Genomic DNA, 17,359 nt, shown 5'->3' with positions numbered 1-17,359 from the left:
ACCCGGTCAGGAGAATTCAGATGGCGGTTCCCGCTGAAGCCAACACGCCCATGCTCGTCCCGCACCTCGTCGTCGGCGACGCCGCGGCGGCACTCGACTTCTACGCCAAGGCGTTCGGTGCGGTCGAGATGGCGCGGCTGCCCGGCCCCGAGGGCAAGATCATGCACGCGGCGTTCCAGATCAACGGCGCGATGGTCTTCCTCAACGACGACTTCCCCGAGTTCTGCGACGGCCGCTCGAGCACACCGGTCGCTCTCGGCGGCTCCTCGGTGACCATCCACCTGCACGGCCCCGATGTGGAAGGGCGCTTCCAGCGGGCGCTGGATGCCGGCGCCACCGTGGTGAACCCCTTGGAGGATCAGTTCTGGGGTGACCGTTACGGCGTGGTGCGGGATCCGTTCGGCCACCAGTGGTCGCTGGCCGAGACCGTGCGCGAGGTCGACATGAACGACGTGATGGCGCAGATGGGCGGCGCGGGCTAGCGCGGTAGGTAGGCCTGCAGCAGCGCCGCGGGAAGCCCGTTGGCGGTGGTGATCCCGGCCAGCGCGGCGATGCTGGCCGGCTTCGGGATGCGTTCGAGCTCAGGGGTGTCCGGGTCGGAGCCGTAGAGGCCGAACTTCAGGTCGTAGCCCTCCGCCCACTCCAGGTTGTCGACGAAGGACCAGTAGGTGTAGCCGCGGATGTCGGTTCCGTGGGTCACCAGGTCCTGCACCACCGCGATGTGGTTGACGATGTAGGACGGCCGCTTGGAATCGTCGGCGTCGGCGATGCCGTTCTCGGTGATCCACAACGGTTTCCCGTACGACGCGGCGAGCTCGAGCACCTCCCGGAAGCCGCCCGGGTCGGTGGGCTGGTTGAAGTCGCTGCACGTCGACTCCTCGGCCGAGCACCGGATCGGAAAGCCGCGCAGGAACGGGAAGCCGGGCACCGGGGCGACGCCGAAGCCGACCATGGGTTGCGAGCCGTAGTACTGCACGCCGAGGAAGTCGACCTTGTCGGCCATGTCGGGACGGATCTCGTCGGCGGACTTGATGCCGTCGAAGTTCACGTCCACCCATCCGTCGATCACCGCGTTCGGGAACCAGGTGTTGTAGTAGTGGTTCCATGCGTCGGCGGCCGCGACGTCGAGCGGGTTGACCGGGTTGGCCGGCCGCGCCGGGATCATGTTGTGGGTGAAACCGACGAACGCCGCGGGACCGCCCTCGCTCGCGGCGGTGGTGTCCCAGGCGTGGATCGCGTCGTAGGCCGCGACGTGCCCGATCGCCTGGTTGACCACGAACGTCGAGGCGAGGTCGGGCCGTAGCACCCCCGGCGGCCAGTTCGGCACCACGCCCGGGATCGCCAGGAATTCGGTCAGCACCGGCGGGAACGGCTCGTTGACGGTCGCCCAGTTGTCGACCTGATCTCCGAACTTCCACGCGAGGTAGCCCGCGTACTTCTCGAACTCGGCGGCGGTTTTCGGCGACAGCCAGCCCGCGGCGTCGACGGGCAACCCGAGCTGGATCAGCGGACGCGCCACGACGGGGTCGTGCACCCACACCGGCAGGGTGAAGTGGTTGACGGTGACCAGCGGTTCCAGGCCGTGGGCGCGCAACGCGGCGAACACGTCGCGGTAGTGGGCCACCGCGCCGGCGTCGGCCAGCGCGTCGAGCGCTTGGAGGTCGTCGAGGCTCAGCGCGCCACCCTCATCGGAGATGTCAATGGCCGCAGTCGAGTTCGGGAAGATTCGGCTCCACTCGATACCCATCCGGAAGGTGTTCATGCCGAGTTCTTCGCGCGCCAACCGGGCATCGTCGTCGTAGGTCAGATACGCCCCCGGCCCGTCCTCGGGTACTCCCTTGACCAGACCGAGCAGCCGGTTGAGCGGGTCGTGCACCCACCGGTACCAGTCCGACCGGGTGTCGATCGGGACGCCGGGTCCGCCTTCGGCCTGGAACCCGGAATGGGCGACGCCCCAGCGGAAGTCGTCGGGCAGGGACAGGTCGATGCCGTCGACGGGCGTCACCGTGACCGTGATCGTGCGCGTGATGCCGTGCCCTCCCCCGGGTTTGAGGAAGTTGCCCAGGATCGGCACGAATTGCAGCAGGCCTGCCAGACCGTGCACGTGCAGCCCTGCCGCCTCATCGCTGACCGCGACGGTGAACACGTCGGTGCCGCCCACCGCGGCCATCGCGTTCATCGCCCGGTAGACGAAGTTGCCGTCCGCGTCGACGGTGACGGTCCCACCGTTGTGCGGACGTCCGATCACCGTGTAGGTCAACGGGTCGTCGTCGGGGTCGACGACGCCGACGTTGCCGGTGATCAGCACGTCGCCGTCGACGAGGCTCTGGGTGTACGGCAGCGGGTTGGCGGTCGCGGTCGGCGAGGCGTTGAACAACTCCCGGCGCACCCAGGCCAGCAGCCCCCAGACCGACGGATCGGCGGGCGGGCGGGGCGCTCCCGCGGCGAACGGCTGCAGTACCGCCTCGAAGAAGCTGTGCACCAGGTCCACCGCCCAGGTCACCACCGTGCCGGGATCGTGGGCGGTCGGGTAGGCCCGCCAGGACGGTACCCGGGGCGGGTCCACGACCGCGGTGCTCGCGGTGCTCGCGGCGGGGGTTTCGGGTGCCGTGGTGTCCCGCGCGGCGGATTCGATTCCGCCTGCGGCGGGTGCGGCGGGGTCACGGTCCGTGTCGGCTTGCGACCCTGCCGCTGATCCGGTGTCGCTCTCGGTTTCCGGCGAATCCTGCCCGGCCCGGACCGTGAGGCGGGGTTTGCGTGCCCGCACCGGTTGGTCGCCGGAGTCGGCGCCTGTCGCAGCGGCGGCAGGGTCCCCGGAGTCCGCCGTGTCCTGTCCGTCATCGTCGGTGTCGCGATCCGCGACGGCAGAGCCCTCCCCGTCGGCACCCCGGCCGGTACTGCGGTCCCGGCTCGGCTTGATCGGGCCCTCAGCGCGTTTTTCGGCTGATGATGTTCGCCCAGTGGATGATTCAGCCGAGGAGCCCGCGGAGGCCGCGGATGCATCCGAACCCTCCTCCGCCCATGCCACCCCGGCCCCGGTGAGCGCGGCAGCTCCGACGCCGAGCGCCACCGCGAGACCGCCGACCCGTCCGACGAACTGCGCAGAATTCATGGTTCTGTGCTTACCTCTGTCGGACAGCGCGGTGGGGAAATTGACCAAAACCCGTGCATTTGCCGGACCTCAGCACGTCCTTCTGGTCATAATTGCCGGACTGCGCCGCGGCGGTCGGCACCAGACACGAGGTATTGATCTGTGCTGTGGCTTCTCCAGATCCCCCCGATGATCCTCGTGCCACTGTGGGTCACCGGAGTCGTCGGCCTGTCCGTCGGTGGTCTCTTCCTGTTCCGTAAAGCGGTGTCGCACAGCAGGTTGGAGAACAACAACGCCGTATCCGGTTCGGTGTTCCAACTCGGCGGCGTACTGTACGCGGTGCTGGTCGGGTTCGTCGTCGTGGTGGTGTGGGAACAGTTCTCCGACGCCGAGGACGCCAGCGGGATGGAGGCGGCCGCGGTGGCCGATCTGCTTCGTGACTCCGAAGCGTTGCCCGCCGTGTCACGGCCTGCGGTCGAAGCCAGCCTCATCCATTACACGCGGTTCGTCATCGACGAGGAATTCCCCCGGATGGACCGCGGTGAGTACGTCCCCGAGCAGTCCGACGAACTCCACGACGTGTGGCTGGCATATCTGGCGGTAGAGCCGCAGACGCGCAACGAGATCGCGTTCTTCGATCACGCCATCGTCCGCCTGAACGATCTCGGCGCCGCCCGCAAGATGCGGGTGAGTAGCAGCGAGGCCTACGTGCCCGGTGAACTATGGGTGCTGCTGATCGGCGGTGGCGGCGTGATGATGGCGTTCACGTTCCTGTTCGGCACGCGCGATGTGCTGGTGCACTCGTTGGCCGTCGGGCTGACCGCGGCACTACTGGCGTTCGTGTTGTACCTGATCTTCGCGCTCGAGCATCCGTACGTGGGTGCACTGTCGGTGCATCCGACCGCGTTCGAACATGTCCTGCAGTACTGGGCGACCGAGTGATCGTCAGCGGCGTAACGCGGCGAACAGCCGTTGACGCATCGGCGGCGCGGGCAGGTTCGTCGCGACGCCGACCATCTCGGTCACCGAAGTGAACTTGTCGCGGGGCCGCACGCCGTCGCCGCGCGCCACCTCGGCGTCGTCGATCGCCTTCCAGCCCGCGGCGTCGACCAGCTCGGGCTGCCGGGCGCGCACGAACCGGTGCAGCGCAGAGGTGCCGTGTACGGGCTCGGGCAGACGGCCGTCGTTGTAGTCGGCAACCAGGGTGTGCACGGTTTCGGCGGCACAGGATTTGTTGGTGCCGATGAACCCGGTCGGTCCGCGTTTGATCCAGCCGGCCACGTAGCTGCCCGGCACCGGCGCACCCCCGTCGTCGACGACCCGGCCCCCGCGGTTGGGGACCACACCCGCGTCGGGATCGAACGGCAGCCCGCGAATCTCCTTGCCGTGGTAGCCGATCGAGGTCAGCACGAGCCCGGCCTCGATCTCCACCCGTTCGCCGGATCCGGTGACGGTGAACGCCACTGCCTCGGCCTGTGTGTCGCCCAGCACGCTGTTCGGCGTCAGCTGGTAGGCCAGCCGGATCCGGGGCCTGGTGCTCGGCGCGTCGGAGCTGCCGAGCTTGGCCAGGACTTCGAGCTTGGCGCGGGTCAGCGGATCCGCGGCCCCGTCGGTCTCGGTGAGGTCGGCCTGGACGCGGTCGTGGTCGGCGGGGTCGAGCACGACGTCGCAGGCGGCGGTCAGCCCGATCAGCTCGGGCAGGGTGAACGCCGACGCGGCGGGACCGCGGCGGGCGGCGACCACCACTTCCCGCACCGCGGAGTGCCGCAGCGCGGCCAGCGCATGGTCGGCGATGTCGGTGCGCGCCAGCGCATCCGGGTCTGTGGTCAGGATCCGGGCGACGTCGAGTGCGACGTTGCCGTTGCCGACGATCACCACCCGCTCACCGCTGAGATCGACGGGCAGACCGGCGAATTCAGGGTGCCCGTTGTACCAGGCGACCACCTCGGTGGCGGTCGCGGTGCCGGGCAGGCCGATGCCGTCGATGTCGAGCCGGCGGTCGTCGGGCGCACCGACGGCGTACAGCACGGCGTGGTGATGCTCGAGCAGTTCGCCGTGGCTAAGGTGCGCACCGACCTCGGTGTTCAGATAGAAGGTGAACCCGGGCCGGGCTGCGATCCTGTCGAACAGTCGCGTGACGCGTTTGGTGGCCTGGTGATCGGGTGCGACGCCGGCCCGGACCAGGCCGTACGGCGTCGGCAGCTTCTCGAACACGTTGACCCGCACGCCGTCCTGGGTCAGCAGCTCGTCGGCGGCGTACATCGCCGCGGGGCCGGAGCCGACGATCGCGACCCGCAGCGGACCGCCCGGGCGGTGGCGCACGATCGGCGCCTCCGGCACCGGGGCGAGCTTCGAGGTCGGCGGCAGCTTGCCGTCGCGCGCGGGATAGAAGGACGCGTTGAGTTCGACGAACGGCAACTGCGCGGGTTCGAGCTTGGAATCCGGTGAGATCGCCCCGACCGGGCACGCCGACACACATGCGCCGCAGTCGACGCATGCGACCGGGTCGATGTACAGCATCTCGGCGGTCGCGAAGCCGGGCTCGTCTGGGGTCGGGTGGATGCAGTTCACCGGGCAGGCGTAGACGCAGGACCCGTCGCTGCAGCACGACTGGGTGATCACGTGGGGCACGGGCGTCTCCTACGCGACCGGGGTCACGATCGGGTCGACGGCCGAGACCACGTGCTTGCGGGCCGGTTCGCTGCGGTAGCGGCTGGGCGGACCGTCGATCTTGCACAGCCGCCACATCAGTTTCGCGGCGGGATTCATCAGCCCGGTGTCGTGGCAGAGCATCCGGACATCGCCGAACATGTCGCGCAGGAACTGGCGGGCCTCCGGGGTCCCGAAGAAGATCTCCTTCTTCACCGAGCGCGGGATGTCGAATTCCTTCCAGAACGACTTCGGCGGAACGATGATCGCCTGGCACAGCACCCGCATCATGATCGGCACGTTCAACGACAGCAGGAACTTCTGCCTGCGATTGAGCCGGGGCACCCGCTTGCGCAGATACTCATGGGCGAACGAGATGTGGCGGGCTTCCTCGGCGACGTGGATCGCCATCACCCGCTCCATGATCGGGTGCAGCGCCTTGCCTTCGCGCAGCACGTTCTTCTGGGTGTGATCGATCGGTTCCTCACCGGCGAGCACCCCGAAGAAGAACGGCACCGGCAGCGGGCCCGCGGCGAGCGGGATGAACTGCGACAGCCATTTGAGCAACCGCGGCATACCGGGCACATCGGCGCCGATGCGGTTGACCATCTCCTGGAACATCAGGGTGTGGTTGCACTCCTCGACGGACTCGTGCAGGCAGTACCGGTACTCGGGTGAGCCGTTGGGCACCCAGAACGCGTAGTTCATCAGCCCGCGGATCAGGATCGACTCGAAGTGCAGGCCGACCTTCGCGACGTTGGCCTGCCGCCACATGCCGATCTCGATCTGGCGCTCCCGAGGCTGGGACCGGTACCAGGGGTGCCGCCCCAGCGGATCGGTGCCCGGCAGGATCCAGCGCTCGTCGCCCGGCGTCACGGCGAACTCCGGGGAGTCCCAGTCGATGTCGATGTACGGGTTGAAATTGCGGCGCACCGAACCCTCGGAGAGTGTGGTCAGCATGTCGACGTACTCGCTGTCGTCGAGCACGTCCATGTTCTTGCGCCAGCGCCGGATCAGACGTGTGCGAGGTTCCTTGACTGCCATTTGAAGCCTCCCGTGAGGTTTACATTCATTGGCCCGATGTCGAAACACGGTACCCGCGGTCCCATGATTTGAACAGGGCCTTGCCGCGGGTGTGGGTCAGGCGGGTAATCCGCATCACATGTGACCCGGATCACTTCATGGCCGAATCCGCCTACCGCGGGACCCACAGTTTCGGCGGCAGGCGCCGGAACTACGCTGGTGGGCATGGCCGAGACGCTGACCATCCCCGCTGATCTGAAACCCGCCGACGGACGGTTCGGCTGCGGGCCGTCGAAGGTCAGGCCGGAACAACTGCAGGCCCTCGCCGCGGCGGGACACCTGTTCGGCACGTCGCACCGGCAGGCGCCGGTGAAGAACCTGGTGGGACGGGTCCGCGACGGGCTGCGCCAGCTGTTCTCGCTGCCCGACGGCTACGAGGTCGTACTCGGCAACGGCGGGTCGACCGCATTCTGGGACGCCGCCGCGTTCGGGCTCGTCGACAAGCGCTCGCTGCACCTGACCTACGGCGAGTTCAGCTCCAAGTTCGCCTCGGCGGTCGCGAAGAACCCGTTCGTCGGCGACCCGATCGTCGTCAAGGCCGACCCGGGTAGCGCACCCGCACCGCAGGCGGACCCGTCGGCCGACCTGATCGCCTGGGCGCACAACGAGACCTCGACCGGTGTCGCGGTTCCGGTGCAGCGCCCGGCCGGCTCCGGCGACGCGCTGATCACGATCGACGCGACGTCGGCGGCGGGTGGCCTGCCGGTCGACATCACCGACGCCGACGTCTACTACTTCGCGCCGCAGAAGAACTTCGCCGGCGATGGCGGTCTGTGGATCTCGCTGATGTCCCCTGCGGCGCTGGCCCGGGTCGAGGCGGTCGCCGCGAGCGGCCGGTGGGTGCCGGAGTTTCTGTCGCTGCCGATCGCGATCGAGAACAGCGTCAAGAACCAGACGTACAACACCCCGGCCATCGGGACCCTGGTGCTGCTGGCCGAGCAGATCGACTGGCTCAACGGCAACGGCGGGCTGGAGTGGGCGGTCAAGCGCACCGCCGACTCGTCGCAGCGGCTCTACAGCTGGGCCGAGGCCGCGTCGTTCGCGACACCGTTCGTGGCCGACCCGGCGCTGCGCTCGCAGGTGGTCGGCACCGTGGACTTCAACGACGACGTCGACGCCGCAGCCGTGGCCAAGACCCTGCGGGCCAACGGGATCGTCGACACCGAGCCCTACCGCAAGCTGGGCCGCAACCAGCTGCGGGTCGGGATGTTCCCGGCAGTGGAGCCCGAGGATGTCAGCGCGCTGACGGCGTGCATCGACTACGTCGTGGAGAGGCTCTAGCCCAGAGGCCCTGAACCTCCCCGCGTGTCTGCCGGGTTACGGATCGATAACGCAGTAAGGTGACCCGAATATCGGGCATGGCGCCAGCCCGGAGGAGGTCGCAATGAGGGAACTCAGAGTCGTCGGACTCGACGTCGACGGCAGACGAATCATCTGCGAAACCGACGACTCCGGGGACAAGTTCGTCCTCCGCAACGACGACCGCCTCAGGGCCGCTGTGCGCGGCGACCGAGTTGCCTCCAACCAGACCACCATCGATGTCGAGGTGCCGAACGTGCTGCGCCCCCGTGAGATCCAGTCGAAGATCCGTGCCGGCGCGTCGGTCGAGCAGGTCGCCAACGCCGCGGGTGTCGACATCGCGCGCGTCGAGCGCTTCGCCCATCCGGTGCTGCTGGAACGCTCCCGCGCCGCCGAGCTGGCGACCGCAGCGCATCCCGTGCTGGCCGACGGTCCGTCGGTGTTGACGCTCCTGGAGACCGTGACGTCGGCGCTGATCTCGCGGGGTCTCGATCCCGAGGGCGTGAAGTGGGATGCGTGGCGCAACGAGGACGGCCGCTGGACCGTGCAGCTGGCGTGGAAGGCCGGCCTGTCCGACAACGTCGCACACTTCCGCTACTCCCCCGGCGCGCACGGCGGCACCGTCACCGCGTTCGACGACGCGGCCTCGGAGCTGATCGACCCGAATTTCGCGCGCCCGCTGCGGCCGCTGGCCGCAGTCGCGCAGCTGGCCCTCGGAGACCCCGAGCCGGAACCGCTGCCGGCGCCGGCGCCCACCCCGGAGCCGCAGCCCGAACCCGAGAGCGTCGAGGCACCGGAGGAAGCTCCCGCGGCGAAGACCGCGCGTCCGCGCAAGGCCCGCCCCGCCGTGCCGGCGTGGGAGGACGTGCTACTCGGGGTGCGCTCCAGCGGTCAGCGCTGACTCACAACCTTCCCGCGGCACCCATCACCAACAGCGCGATCCACCCCCCGGCGACCCCGGCCGCCGCGCCGTAGACGAACCAGCGCCACACCAACCGGTGCCGCCACCCCCACACGGTCGGCGCGAGGCCGCCGACGGCGATCAGGTTCAGCCCGGCGGCGAGCAACGGGTGCACCCGCACCAATCCGATGCTGAGCACGACGATCGCGGCGCCGATCACCGCCGCGGTGAAGGCCGACACGGTCAGCCCTGTGGCCCACGGCGTTTCGTCGTTCACGGGGTGAGCCTATCCCGTTCGTAGAAGGCCAGCGCCGCCGCTGTCGCGACGTTGAGCGAGTCGGTGCCGCGCGCCATCGGAATGCGTACGCGCACATCGCTGGAGCGCATGGTGTGCTCCTTCAGCCCGGGCCCCTCCGCGCCGACCAGGATCGCCACCGGGTCTTCGGCCAGCCCGGGCATCACCTCGGCGATCGTCTGCGCGGCCGGATTGGGCGTCATCGCCAGCAGCCGGAAACCACTGTCCCGCAGGATGTTCAGATCATCTGGCCACGACTCCGCGCGGGCGAACGGGACCAGCAGCGCATGCCCCATCGACACCCGCACGGCGCGGCGATACAGCGGATCGGCGCATCCGGCGCCGAAAACCACCGCGTCGACGCCGAGCCCGGCCGCGTTGCGGAACACCGACCCGAGGTTTTCGTGGTCGTTGACGCCCTCGAGCACCGCGACGGTCCGCGCGCCGTCGATCACCTGAGCCACCGTGAGCTCGGGGGCCCGCGACGCCGAGGCGAGCACACCACGGTTGAGGTGGAATCCGACTGCGTCGGCCATCACTTCGGCACTGGCCCGGTAGAACGGCGCGTCCAGCCCGTCGAGGTCGCTGCCGAGTTCGGTGAGCCGCCGGTCGGTGCCCAGCATCGCGCGCGGCACGAACCGCGACGCCAGCATCCGCTGCACCACGAGCACGCCCTCGGCGATCACCAGTCCCTTGCCCGTCGGCAGGTCCGGTCGGCGATCGACACTGTTGAGGTCACGGAAATCGTCCAGCCGCGGGTCTGCGGGGTCGGTGATGTCGATGACGTCCATCAGATGATTCGGGGACGACCGGGCGCTGGCACAGCGGTAGAGACTACTCACCGCCGGTTCACGGTCGATTAGGTTGTTCGGTGATGCAACCCGACACCGAACCGCCCCCGCTACCCGCGGTGCTGCTCGATCCGCGCCCCGTGATCGCGGTGATCACGGCGGCCTGGGTGGTCGCGACGGTGCTGGCGTTCACCGTCGGGGCGTTGGAGTCCTGGCGTCCGGTCACCCTGGCCGGGCTCGGCGTCGGTGTCCTTGGCACATCGATCTTTCTGTGGCAACGTCACTCCGCGCGCCAAGGCCGTCGCGGCGCGCAACGCGGCTTGAACTGACCCGAAGACGAGGAGACGCATGGCAGCGCCGATTCTGCAGGCCCAGATCGACATCAACGCACCGGTGAACCGCGTCTGGGAACTGGTCTCGGACCTGCGCCGGATGCCGCAGTGGAGCCCGCAGTGCCGGGCGATGAAGCCGCTCGGTCAGCTGCGCGCAGGCACCCGCACGGTGAACCTGAACCGCCGCGGGCCGATGTTCTGGCCCACCACGTGCCGCATCACCGAGTTCATCCCGGAGAAGAAGCTGGCCTTCAAGGTCAACGAGAACAACACGGTGTGGAGCTACGAACTCGAACCGACCGAGGCGGGCACCCGGCTGATCGAGACCCGCAACGCCGAGAACGGCACGTCGGCGGTGTCGAACTTCCTGGTCTCCAAGTTCATGGGCGGGGTGCCGAGCTTCGAGAACGAACTCGTCGAGGGCATGAACGCGTCCCTGCAGCGCATCAAGGACGCCGCGGAGCGCTAGTGTCCTGAGTCATTAATTGCAATCTAGTTGTTAAACTGGGTTGTGCCGACGCCTCATGCTGCTGAGATTGTGTTGACCGCTGAGGAGCGGGCCGAGTTGGAGGGATGGGCGCGGCGCCGGACCAGCGCTGCAGGGCTGGCGATGCGATCGCGAATTGTGTTGGCGGCAGCAGACGGTGGGTCTAACACCGAGATCGCCGAACGGCTGGAGTTGTCGATCACCACGGTGCGTCGGTGGCGCAACCGGTTCGTCGTCGACCGGTGCGACGGCCTGCTCGACGAACCACGGCCGGGCCGGCCCCGGGTGGTCGGTGACGAGAAGATCAAGGACCTGATCACCGCGACGTTGGAGAGCACGCCACCGGATGCCACGCACTGGTCGACCCGCTCGATGGCCGATCACCTCGGGTTGAGCCAGTCGATGGTCTCCCGTGTCTGGCGGGCGTTCGGACTGGCGCCGCACAAACAGGATTCGTGGAAGCTGTCCAAAGATCCGCTGTTTGTCGAGAAGGTCCGCGACGTCGTCGGTCTCTACCTGGATCCCCCGGAGCGCGCGGTGGTGCTGTGCGTGGACGAGAAAACCCAGATCCAGGCGCTCAACCGCACCCAACCGGTGTTCCCGATGCTGCCGGGCACCCCGGCGCGGGCAACCACGACTACGTGCGTCACGGCACCTCCAGCCTGTACGCGGCATTGGATCTGGCCACAGGCCAGGTCATCGGCTCACTGCATGCCCGCCACCGCTCCCAGGAGTTCCTGGCGTTCCTGAAGAAGATCGACACCGTAGTCCCCGCCGATCTGGACTGTCATGTCGTGCTCGACAACGCCTCCACCCACAAGACGCCAGCGGTAAAGCGTTGGCTGACAAACCATCCCCGTTTCGTCCTGCACTTCACCCCGACCAGCTCCTCATGGCTCAACCTCGTCGAACGATGGTTCGCCGAGCTGACCACCAAGAAACTGCGACGCGGCACCCACACTTCGGTGCGCCAACTCAACGCCGACATCCGCGCCTGGATCGCTACCTGGAACGACAACCCCCGGCCCTACGTCTGGACCAAGACCGCCGACCAAATCCTGGCCAGCATCGCCAACTACTGCACCATAATTAATGACTCAGGACACTAGCTGCCGGCGTCCGAGCGCTCGACGAGGTCGAGCACGCCGTCGTCGTACGGGTCGAACAGTGGTGACCCCGATCCCGACGCCGCCGGAGTGTCCGAGTGGGCACCGCAGCCGTACTCGGCGTCGACGACGTGTCCGTCGGCGGCGTACTCGTTGGCGCACACCCCGAACATCACGCTCAGCGCACCGCCGAGCGGCACGTAGAAACCGCAGTCCCGGCACACGCGACGAGTCGCCCGCGCCATCGCCGACCCCGGGCCGTACTCCCCGTCGTGCCAGCGCTGGGCGGCCTCCGCGCGGCCCCACATGCTGAGCACCTGCCGCCGGCCGAGCCCGACCTCGACGGCGACGTCGTCGATCGCCGGGTCGCCGGTGCCCATGTAGCCCGGCACCAGACGCGGATCCTGGGCAGGCGGGGCGAGCAGATCGCCGGGGCCGAGGTCGCCGGGGCGGACCCTCTCCTCCCACGGAATCCACTTCGGGGCCAGCAGCGCCGTCGGACCGGGCACCAGCACGACCTCGCTGATGGTCGCGTGGGTGGCTCCCGGGGCGGCGGCGACGACGACGGCCCACTGCCAGCCGCGGTAACCGGGCAGTTCGGCCAGGAAACGGTGCGTCGCGGCGCTCGGGTCCTCGAACTCGGCGCCGAGGTATTCGCCGATGCTGTCCTCACCGCTGTACTCGACGACGGCGGCGCGGGCCTCCTCGACGGCGCCACGCAGCAGCGGCTCCAGATCGGGCGACGGCACTACCGGCTCGGTCGCCGATCCCGGCTCTACCGGCTCGGTCGCCGATCCCGGCTCTACCGGCTCGGTCGCCGATCCCGGCTCTACCGGCTCGGTCGCCGATCCCGGCTCGGCGGCCTGCGGGTCGGGTTCGGTCATGCTGTCCATCGACCCCATTATTGCCTGATCCAGACCGGGCCGAGCCACACCGGTCACCTGCGCGGCCGCTGTCGCCCCGATAGGGAACAATCGACTCGTGACCGGACCGCGGCGTGACCCCCGGGACCCTGACGGTCAGCAGGGTGGGCGCTACTACCCGCCGCGCCCGCCCGCAGGCGAGCATCCGGGGATGGCCAATTACCCCAGCGACCCCGGCCTGCGCCCGGGTCAACGCAGGTCCGGCCGCCCCTATTCGCCGAATCAAGGCGGCAACCGATGGCTGCCGCCGCTCGACGACGACGTACGCTATCGCGGCCGCAGCTATGACGACGACGCGCCGGGCGGATTCGCCGGCGGGGAGAAGGTCACGGTCACCCGCGCCGCCGCGCAGCGCAGCCGGGAGATGGGCTCGAAGGTCTACGGCATGGTGCATCGCGCCGCGACCGCCGACGGCGCCGACAAATCCGGGCTGACGGCGCTGACGTGGCCGGTGGTCGCGAACTTCGCGGTCGACGCGGCGATGGCGGTCGCGCTGGCCAACACCTTGTTCTTCGCCGCGGCCTCCGGGGAGTCCAAGAGCCGGGTGGCGCTGTACCTGTTGATCACGATCGCGCCGTTCGCCGTCATCGCCCCGCTGATCGGTCCGGCCCTCGACCGCCTGCAGCACGGCCGCCGCGTCGCACTCGCCGCGTCGTTCGTACTGCGCACCGTGCTGGCGGTGGTGCTGATCGCGAACTTCGACAGCGCGACGGGCAGCTTCCCGTCCTGGGTGCTCTATCCGTGCGCGCTCGGGATGATGGTGCTGTCCAAATCGTTCTCCGTGCTGCGCAGCGCCGTGACCCCCAGAGTGCTGCCACCGAGTATCGACCTGGTCCGGGTGAACTCCCGGCTGACCACGTTCGGCCTGTTGGGCGGCACGATGATCGGCGGCGGTATCGCCGCGGCCGCCGAGTACGGCTTCCAGCTGTTCCAGATGCCGGGCGCGCTGTACGTGGTCGTCGCGGTGACGATCATCGGCGCGGTGCTGGCGATGCGAATCCCGAAGTGGGTCGAGGTCACCGAGGGTGAGGTGCCCGCGACGCTGAGCTACCACGGGGCGACGGAGGTGCTGCCGCGCGAACCCGCGGCCAGCACCGGCAAGGCCCGCCAGCCGCTGGGACGCAACATCATCACGTCGCTGTGGGGCAACTGCACGGTGAAGGTGATGGTCGGTTTCCTGTTCCTGTATCCGGCGTTCGTCGCGAAGGCCCACGACGCCACCGGCTGGGAGCAGCTGCGCATCCTCGGCATGATCGGCGCCGCGGCGGCCGTCGGGAACTTCGGCGGAAACTTCACCGCGGCGCGGCTCAAGCTCGGGCATCCGGCCCGGCTGGTGGTGCGGTGCGCGGTCGCGGTCACCGTGATGGCCCTGGTGACCGCGTTGACGGGAAACCTGCTGGTGGCCGCTGCCGCGACGTTCGTGACGTCGGCGGCCAGCGCGATCGCCAAGGCGTCCCTGGATGCGTCCCTGCAGGACGATCTGCCCGAGGAGTCGCGGGCGTCGGCGTTCGGGCGGTCCGAGTCGCTGCTGCAGCTGGCCTGGGTGGCCGGCGGCGCGACGGGCGTGTTGATCTACACCGAGCTCTATGCGGGCTTCACCGCGATCACCGCGATCCTGATCCTCGGTCTGGCCCAGACGGTGCTGAGCTATCGTGGCGAGTCGCTGGTGCCGGGCCTCGGAGGTAACCGTCCGGTACTGGCCGAACAGGAGGGTGTGCGGGCAGGTGCGGCGGTGACCCAGGAGTGAAACGTGGTGTCGCGATATTGGCGACGGTGGCGCTGCTCGCGTCGATAGGTACGGGCGTGCTCGTCTGGCAGCTCTCGCGGGACCACTCCCCCGAGCTGCCGGAGATCTCGGCCTTCTCGCACGGTGAGCTGACCCGGGTGGGTCCCTACCGGTTCTGTCAGGTGTTCAACCCGACCGACTGCGTCGTGCCCGGCGTGCAGGGTGAGTTGCCCGTCGACGCCCGCCATCCGGTGCAGTTGTCGGTCCCGCAGGAGATCTACCGCGCGCCGTGGGTGCTGCTGCGGGCCTACGAGGACGACGACGTCGTCGAGATCGTCCCGCCCCACACCCGGCTCGCGGTGACGATCCCGACCCAGGACCCGCATCGCGGGCGGCTCACCGGCATCGCCGTGCAGCTGCCGACGTGGGTGCGTGACGAAGTGGGCAACGAATTCCCGGTGCCGCACGCGGAGTGGTCGGTGCAGACGGTGTGGCCGGACGACGATCAAGCGGCGAGGGACGAGCCGCGCTGAGGAGTCCGGCAATCCTACGGTGGCCGGATGACGATCAAGCGGCGAGGGACGAGCCGCGCTGAGGAGTCCGGCAATCGGACCTGGCCGGACGACGATCAAGCGGCGAGGGACGTGCGGCCTCAGCCCGCTGAGTGAGCCTCGGGCACCCGCTCCCCCTCGCGCGTCGGCCCGGGCGGGGTGCCGTCGCCGAAAGGCCTGCCCCCCAACGCTTCCCGGCCGTGCGGGCTGAGCCAATTCGACAGGTCGGGCCCTTTCGGCACCACGCCGGTCGGATTGATGTCGGTGTGCACAAGGTAATAGTGCTGCTTGATCTGGACGAAGTCGGTGGTGTCGCCGAAGCCCGGTGTCTGGAACAGGTCCCTCGCGTAAGCCCATAGCACCGGCATCTCGGAGAGCTTGCTGCGGTTGGTCTTGAAGTGTCCGTGGTAGACGGGGTCGAACCGCGCCAGCGTGGTGAACAGCCGCACGTCGGCCTCGGTGATGGTGTCCCCGACCAGGTATCGCTGATTCTCCAACCGGTCCGAGAGCCAGTCCAGCGCGGTGAACAGCCGGTCGTAGGCCTTCTCGTAGGCCTGCTGCGATCCGGCGAACCCGCACCGGTACACACCGTTGTTGACCTCGGTGTAGATCCGCTGGGCGACCTCATCGATCTCGCCGCGCAGCGGCTCGGGATACAGCTGCGGGGCGCCGTCGCGGTGGTATGCGGTCCACTCCGTCGAGAAGTCGAGCGTGATCTGGGCGAAGTCGTTGGTGACCACTTCACCGGTCGGGATGTCGACGATGGCGGGCACCGTCACGCCCTTGGGGTAGTCCGGGATTCGCTTGTTGTACGCATCGCGCAGGAAGTGGATGCCCAGCACCGGGTCTCGGCCGTCGGGGTCGAGGTCGAACGTCCAGCTGCGCTCGTCGTGCGTCGGCCCGCAGAACCCGATCGAGATCGCGTCCTCCAGCCCGAGCAGGCGTCGCACGATGATCGTCCGGTTCGCCCACGGACACGCCCTGGCCACCACCAGCCGGTAACGGCCCGGCTCGACGGCATAGCCGTCGCGGCCGTCGGCGGTGATCCGGGTGGTGATGTAGTCGGTGTCCCGGTTGAACTCACCGTCGGAGGCGGACGGGTCGGCTACGTAGCTCATAGCTGCCTTAGTACCCGTATCCGTGGGCCCAATCTGAAGTTGTTCGCGAATGATGGCCAAGAATTCACAAACAACTTCAGAGTCGGCCCGGGTGGAACCGGCCGCGGGTGCTCGCCGTCCAATAGCCGTGGACCCTTTCCTCGGAACCGAGGCGCTCGCCGCGGGGGCGGTGAACCGCTACCAGCTGTCGACGCGCTACCGGGCGGTGCACCGCAATGTGTACGTGCCCAAGGATCAGCGACTCGACGCGGTGCACAGGGCGAAGGCCGCCTATCTGTGGTCGCAGCGGCGCGCGACGGCAGCCGGCATGTCGGCGGCCGCGCTGCACGGTGCGCGGTGGATCGACCCGCACTTGCCCGCCGAGTTGAACCAGGCGAGCCAGCACAAGACCGCGGGGATTGTGCTGCACTGCAACACTCTCCCCGCCCACGAGATCACGTGTGTCCAGGGCATCGCGGCGACGACGCCCGCACGCACGGCCTTCGATCTGGGCCGCCGCCAGGGACTGGTGCGCGCCGTGATGCGGCTCGACGCACTGATGCGCGCGACCGGCATCGGCGCGGACGACGTGCGTCGCGTCGCCGATGCGCATCGCGGTGCCCGCGGGGTCGTGCAGTTGCGGGCGGCGCTCGACCTCGCCGACCCCGCCGCGGAATCACCGCAGGAGACCCGGACTCGACTCGTCCTGGTGCGGGCGGGACTACCGCCCGAGCGCACCCAGATCGACGTCTACGACCGGTACGGCTACCACCTCGGACGCGTCGACATGGGTTGGGAGACCTGGAAGGTCGGCGTCGAGTACGACGGCGAGCAGCACTGGTCGGATCCGCGGCAACGCGCCCGCGACATCGACCGCCAGGCCGGAATGGAAGCGATGGGCTGGCGCATCGTGCGTGTCAGCGCCGACATCCTTCGCGACCGCCCGGCCACCATAGCGTCGCGCGCCTACGCCGCCCTGAGGGCGGCCGGCGCTTCGATGGCCCCGCCGAATCTGAACCTATGACCGT

The 17,359-nt window shown here is 68.9% G+C and carries 16 protein-coding genes and 1 pseudogene; 10 read left to right on the top strand and 7 right to left on the bottom strand.

Annotated features, from left to right (window positions below):
* The first annotated feature begins 20 nt into the window (after positions 1–20).
* Positions 21–482 carry a VOC family protein gene (locus NTM_RS11755; protein ID WP_163766375.1) on the top strand — a complete coding sequence of 154 codons (462 nt, stop codon included), beginning with the start codon at positions 21–23 and terminating at the stop codon, positions 480–482.
* On the opposite strand, the gene NTM_RS11750 is transcribed toward NTM_RS11755, so the two are convergent.
* On the bottom strand, positions 479–3,112 hold the full coding sequence (locus NTM_RS11750) for a family 1 glycosylhydrolase (protein ID WP_163766374.1): 2,634 nt from the start codon (positions 3,110–3,112) through the stop codon (positions 479–481). The genes NTM_RS11755 and NTM_RS11750 overlap by 4 nt on opposite strands.
* Positions 3,113–3,253: 141 nt before the next feature.
* Between NTM_RS11750 and NTM_RS11745 the strand changes: the two genes are divergently transcribed.
* Positions 3,254–4,033, top strand: a complete 780-nt coding sequence (locus tag NTM_RS11745) for a bestrophin-like domain (RefSeq protein ID WP_163766373.1) — start codon at positions 3,254–3,256, stop codon at positions 4,031–4,033.
* A gap of 3 nt (positions 4,034–4,036) precedes the next feature.
* Here NTM_RS11745 and NTM_RS11740 read toward each other — a convergent pair whose 3' ends face one another.
* The gene (locus NTM_RS11740) at positions 4,037–5,722 is read right to left on the bottom strand and encodes an FAD-dependent oxidoreductase (RefSeq protein WP_163766372.1); all 1,686 of its coding nucleotides are present in this window, start codon (positions 5,720–5,722) and stop codon (positions 4,037–4,039) included.
* Between the two features lie 9 nt (positions 5,723–5,731).
* Entirely contained in the window at positions 5,732–6,784 is a 1,053-nt protein-coding gene (locus NTM_RS11735; RefSeq protein ID WP_163766371.1) for an AurF N-oxygenase family protein, read from the bottom strand.
* A 204-nt stretch (positions 6,785–6,988) separates the two neighbouring features.
* On the opposite strand from NTM_RS11735, the gene serC reads away from it, so the two are divergent.
* Both serC and sepH read left to right on the top strand, forming a co-directional pair.
* Complete coding sequence (gene serC / locus NTM_RS11730) at positions 6,989–8,104, top strand: phosphoserine transaminase (protein WP_163766370.1); 1,116 nt, start codon at positions 6,989–6,991, stop codon at positions 8,102–8,104.
* A gap of 103 nt (positions 8,105–8,207) precedes the next feature.
* Entirely contained in the window at positions 8,208–9,023 is an 816-nt protein-coding gene (sepH, locus tag NTM_RS11725) for a septation protein SepH (RefSeq protein WP_163766369.1), read from the top strand.
* Position 9,024: 1 nt separating this feature from the next.
* Here the strand turns inward: sepH and NTM_RS11720 are convergent, their stop codons facing one another.
* Together NTM_RS11720 and NTM_RS11715 are read right to left on the bottom strand one after the other, a co-directional pair.
* Positions 9,025–9,300, bottom strand: coding sequence for a DUF2537 domain-containing protein (locus NTM_RS11720; RefSeq protein WP_163766368.1), 276 nt, complete (start codon positions 9,298–9,300; stop codon positions 9,025–9,027).
* Positions 9,297–10,109: a TrmH family RNA methyltransferase gene (locus NTM_RS11715; RefSeq protein ID WP_179963924.1), complete on the bottom strand. Its 813-nt coding sequence runs from the start codon at positions 10,107–10,109 to the stop codon at positions 9,297–9,299. Before NTM_RS11715 ends, NTM_RS11720 begins: the two co-directional genes overlap by 4 nt.
* An 83-nt stretch (positions 10,110–10,192) precedes the next feature.
* Between NTM_RS11715 and NTM_RS11710 the strand changes: the two genes are divergently transcribed.
* The 3 genes and pseudogenes from NTM_RS11710 to NTM_RS11700 all read left to right on the top strand — a co-directional run bounded on the left by NTM_RS11710 (position 10,193) and on the right by NTM_RS11700 (position 12,037).
* Entirely contained in the window at positions 10,193–10,438 is a 246-nt protein-coding gene (locus NTM_RS11710) for a DUF2530 domain-containing protein (RefSeq protein WP_104862302.1), read from the top strand.
* 19 nt (positions 10,439–10,457) lie between these two features.
* The gene (locus tag NTM_RS11705) at positions 10,458–10,910 is read left to right on the top strand and encodes an SRPBCC family protein (protein WP_163766367.1); all 453 of its coding nucleotides are present in this window, start codon (positions 10,458–10,460) and stop codon (positions 10,908–10,910) included.
* 42 nt (positions 10,911–10,952) lie between these two features.
* Positions 10,953–12,037 (top strand): annotated as a pseudogene (locus NTM_RS11700) (IS630 family transposase).
* Here NTM_RS11700 and NTM_RS11695 read toward each other — a convergent pair.
* A complete protein-coding gene (locus NTM_RS11695) occupies positions 12,034–12,927 on the bottom strand; it encodes a DUF3027 domain-containing protein (RefSeq protein ID WP_179963923.1) in 894 nt (297 codons plus the stop codon). The pseudogene NTM_RS11700 and the gene NTM_RS11695 sit on opposite strands and share 4 nt — an antisense overlap.
* 88 nt (positions 12,928–13,015) lie before the next feature.
* Between NTM_RS11695 and NTM_RS11690 the strand changes: the two genes are divergently transcribed.
* Together NTM_RS11690 and NTM_RS11685 are read left to right on the top strand one after the other, a co-directional pair.
* Complete coding sequence (locus NTM_RS11690) at positions 13,016–14,704, top strand: MFS transporter (protein ID WP_435405087.1); 1,689 nt, start codon at positions 13,016–13,018, stop codon at positions 14,702–14,704.
* Positions 14,701–15,216, top strand: a complete 516-nt coding sequence (locus NTM_RS11685) for a DUF2771 domain-containing protein (protein WP_163766366.1) — start codon at positions 14,701–14,703, stop codon at positions 15,214–15,216. The genes NTM_RS11690 and NTM_RS11685 overlap by 4 nt, the downstream gene beginning before the upstream one ends.
* A 119-nt stretch (positions 15,217–15,335) precedes the next feature.
* Here NTM_RS11685 and NTM_RS11680 read toward each other — a convergent pair whose 3' ends face one another.
* The gene (locus tag NTM_RS11680) at positions 15,336–16,352 is read right to left on the bottom strand and encodes a glutathione S-transferase family protein (protein ID WP_163766365.1); all 1,017 of its coding nucleotides are present in this window, start codon (positions 16,350–16,352) and stop codon (positions 15,336–15,338) included.
* Positions 16,353–16,479: 127 nt separating this feature from the next.
* Here NTM_RS11680 and NTM_RS11675 point away from each other — a divergent pair, with 127 nt between their 5' ends.
* A complete protein-coding gene (locus tag NTM_RS11675; protein ID WP_104862306.1) occupies positions 16,480–17,355 on the top strand; it encodes an endonuclease domain-containing protein in 876 nt (291 codons plus the stop codon).
* The last annotated feature ends 4 nt before the right edge of the window (positions 17,356–17,359 follow it).

Source organism: Mycolicibacterium parafortuitum (genome assembly GCF_010725485.1).
Taxonomy (GTDB): Bacteria; Actinomycetota; Actinomycetes; order Mycobacteriales; family Mycobacteriaceae; genus Mycobacterium.
Note: the sequence above shows the minus strand (reverse complement) of the source record. Positions and strands in the feature narration are given on the sequence as shown.

Coding starts and splice junctions, on each gene's coding strand:
- NTM_RS11705 (WP_163766367.1), top strand. CDS start 10,458: ATGGCAGCGCCGATTCTGCAGGCCCAGATCGACATCAACGCACCGGTG.
- NTM_RS11755 (WP_163766375.1), top strand. CDS start 21: ATGGCGGTTCCCGCTGAAGCCAACACGCCCATGCTCGTCCCGCACCTC.
- NTM_RS11750 (WP_163766374.1), bottom strand. CDS start 3,112: ATGAATTCTGCGCAGTTCGTCGGACGGGTCGGCGGTCTCGCGGTGGCG.
- sepH (WP_163766369.1), top strand. CDS start 8,208: ATGAGGGAACTCAGAGTCGTCGGACTCGACGTCGACGGCAGACGAATC.
- NTM_RS11710 (WP_104862302.1), top strand. CDS start 10,193: ATGCAACCCGACACCGAACCGCCCCCGCTACCCGCGGTGCTGCTCGAT.
- NTM_RS11735 (WP_163766371.1), bottom strand. CDS start 6,784: ATGGCAGTCAAGGAACCTCGCACACGTCTGATCCGGCGCTGGCGCAAG.
- NTM_RS11695 (WP_179963923.1), bottom strand. CDS start 12,927: ATGGACAGCATGACCGAACCCGACCCGCAGGCCGCCGAGCCGGGATCG.
- serC (WP_163766370.1), top strand. CDS start 6,989: ATGGCCGAGACGCTGACCATCCCCGCTGATCTGAAACCCGCCGACGGA.
- NTM_RS11715 (WP_179963924.1), bottom strand. CDS start 10,109: ATGGACGTCATCGACATCACCGACCCCGCAGACCCGCGGCTGGACGAT.
- NTM_RS11680 (WP_163766365.1), bottom strand. CDS start 16,352: ATGAGCTACGTAGCCGACCCGTCCGCCTCCGACGGTGAGTTCAACCGG.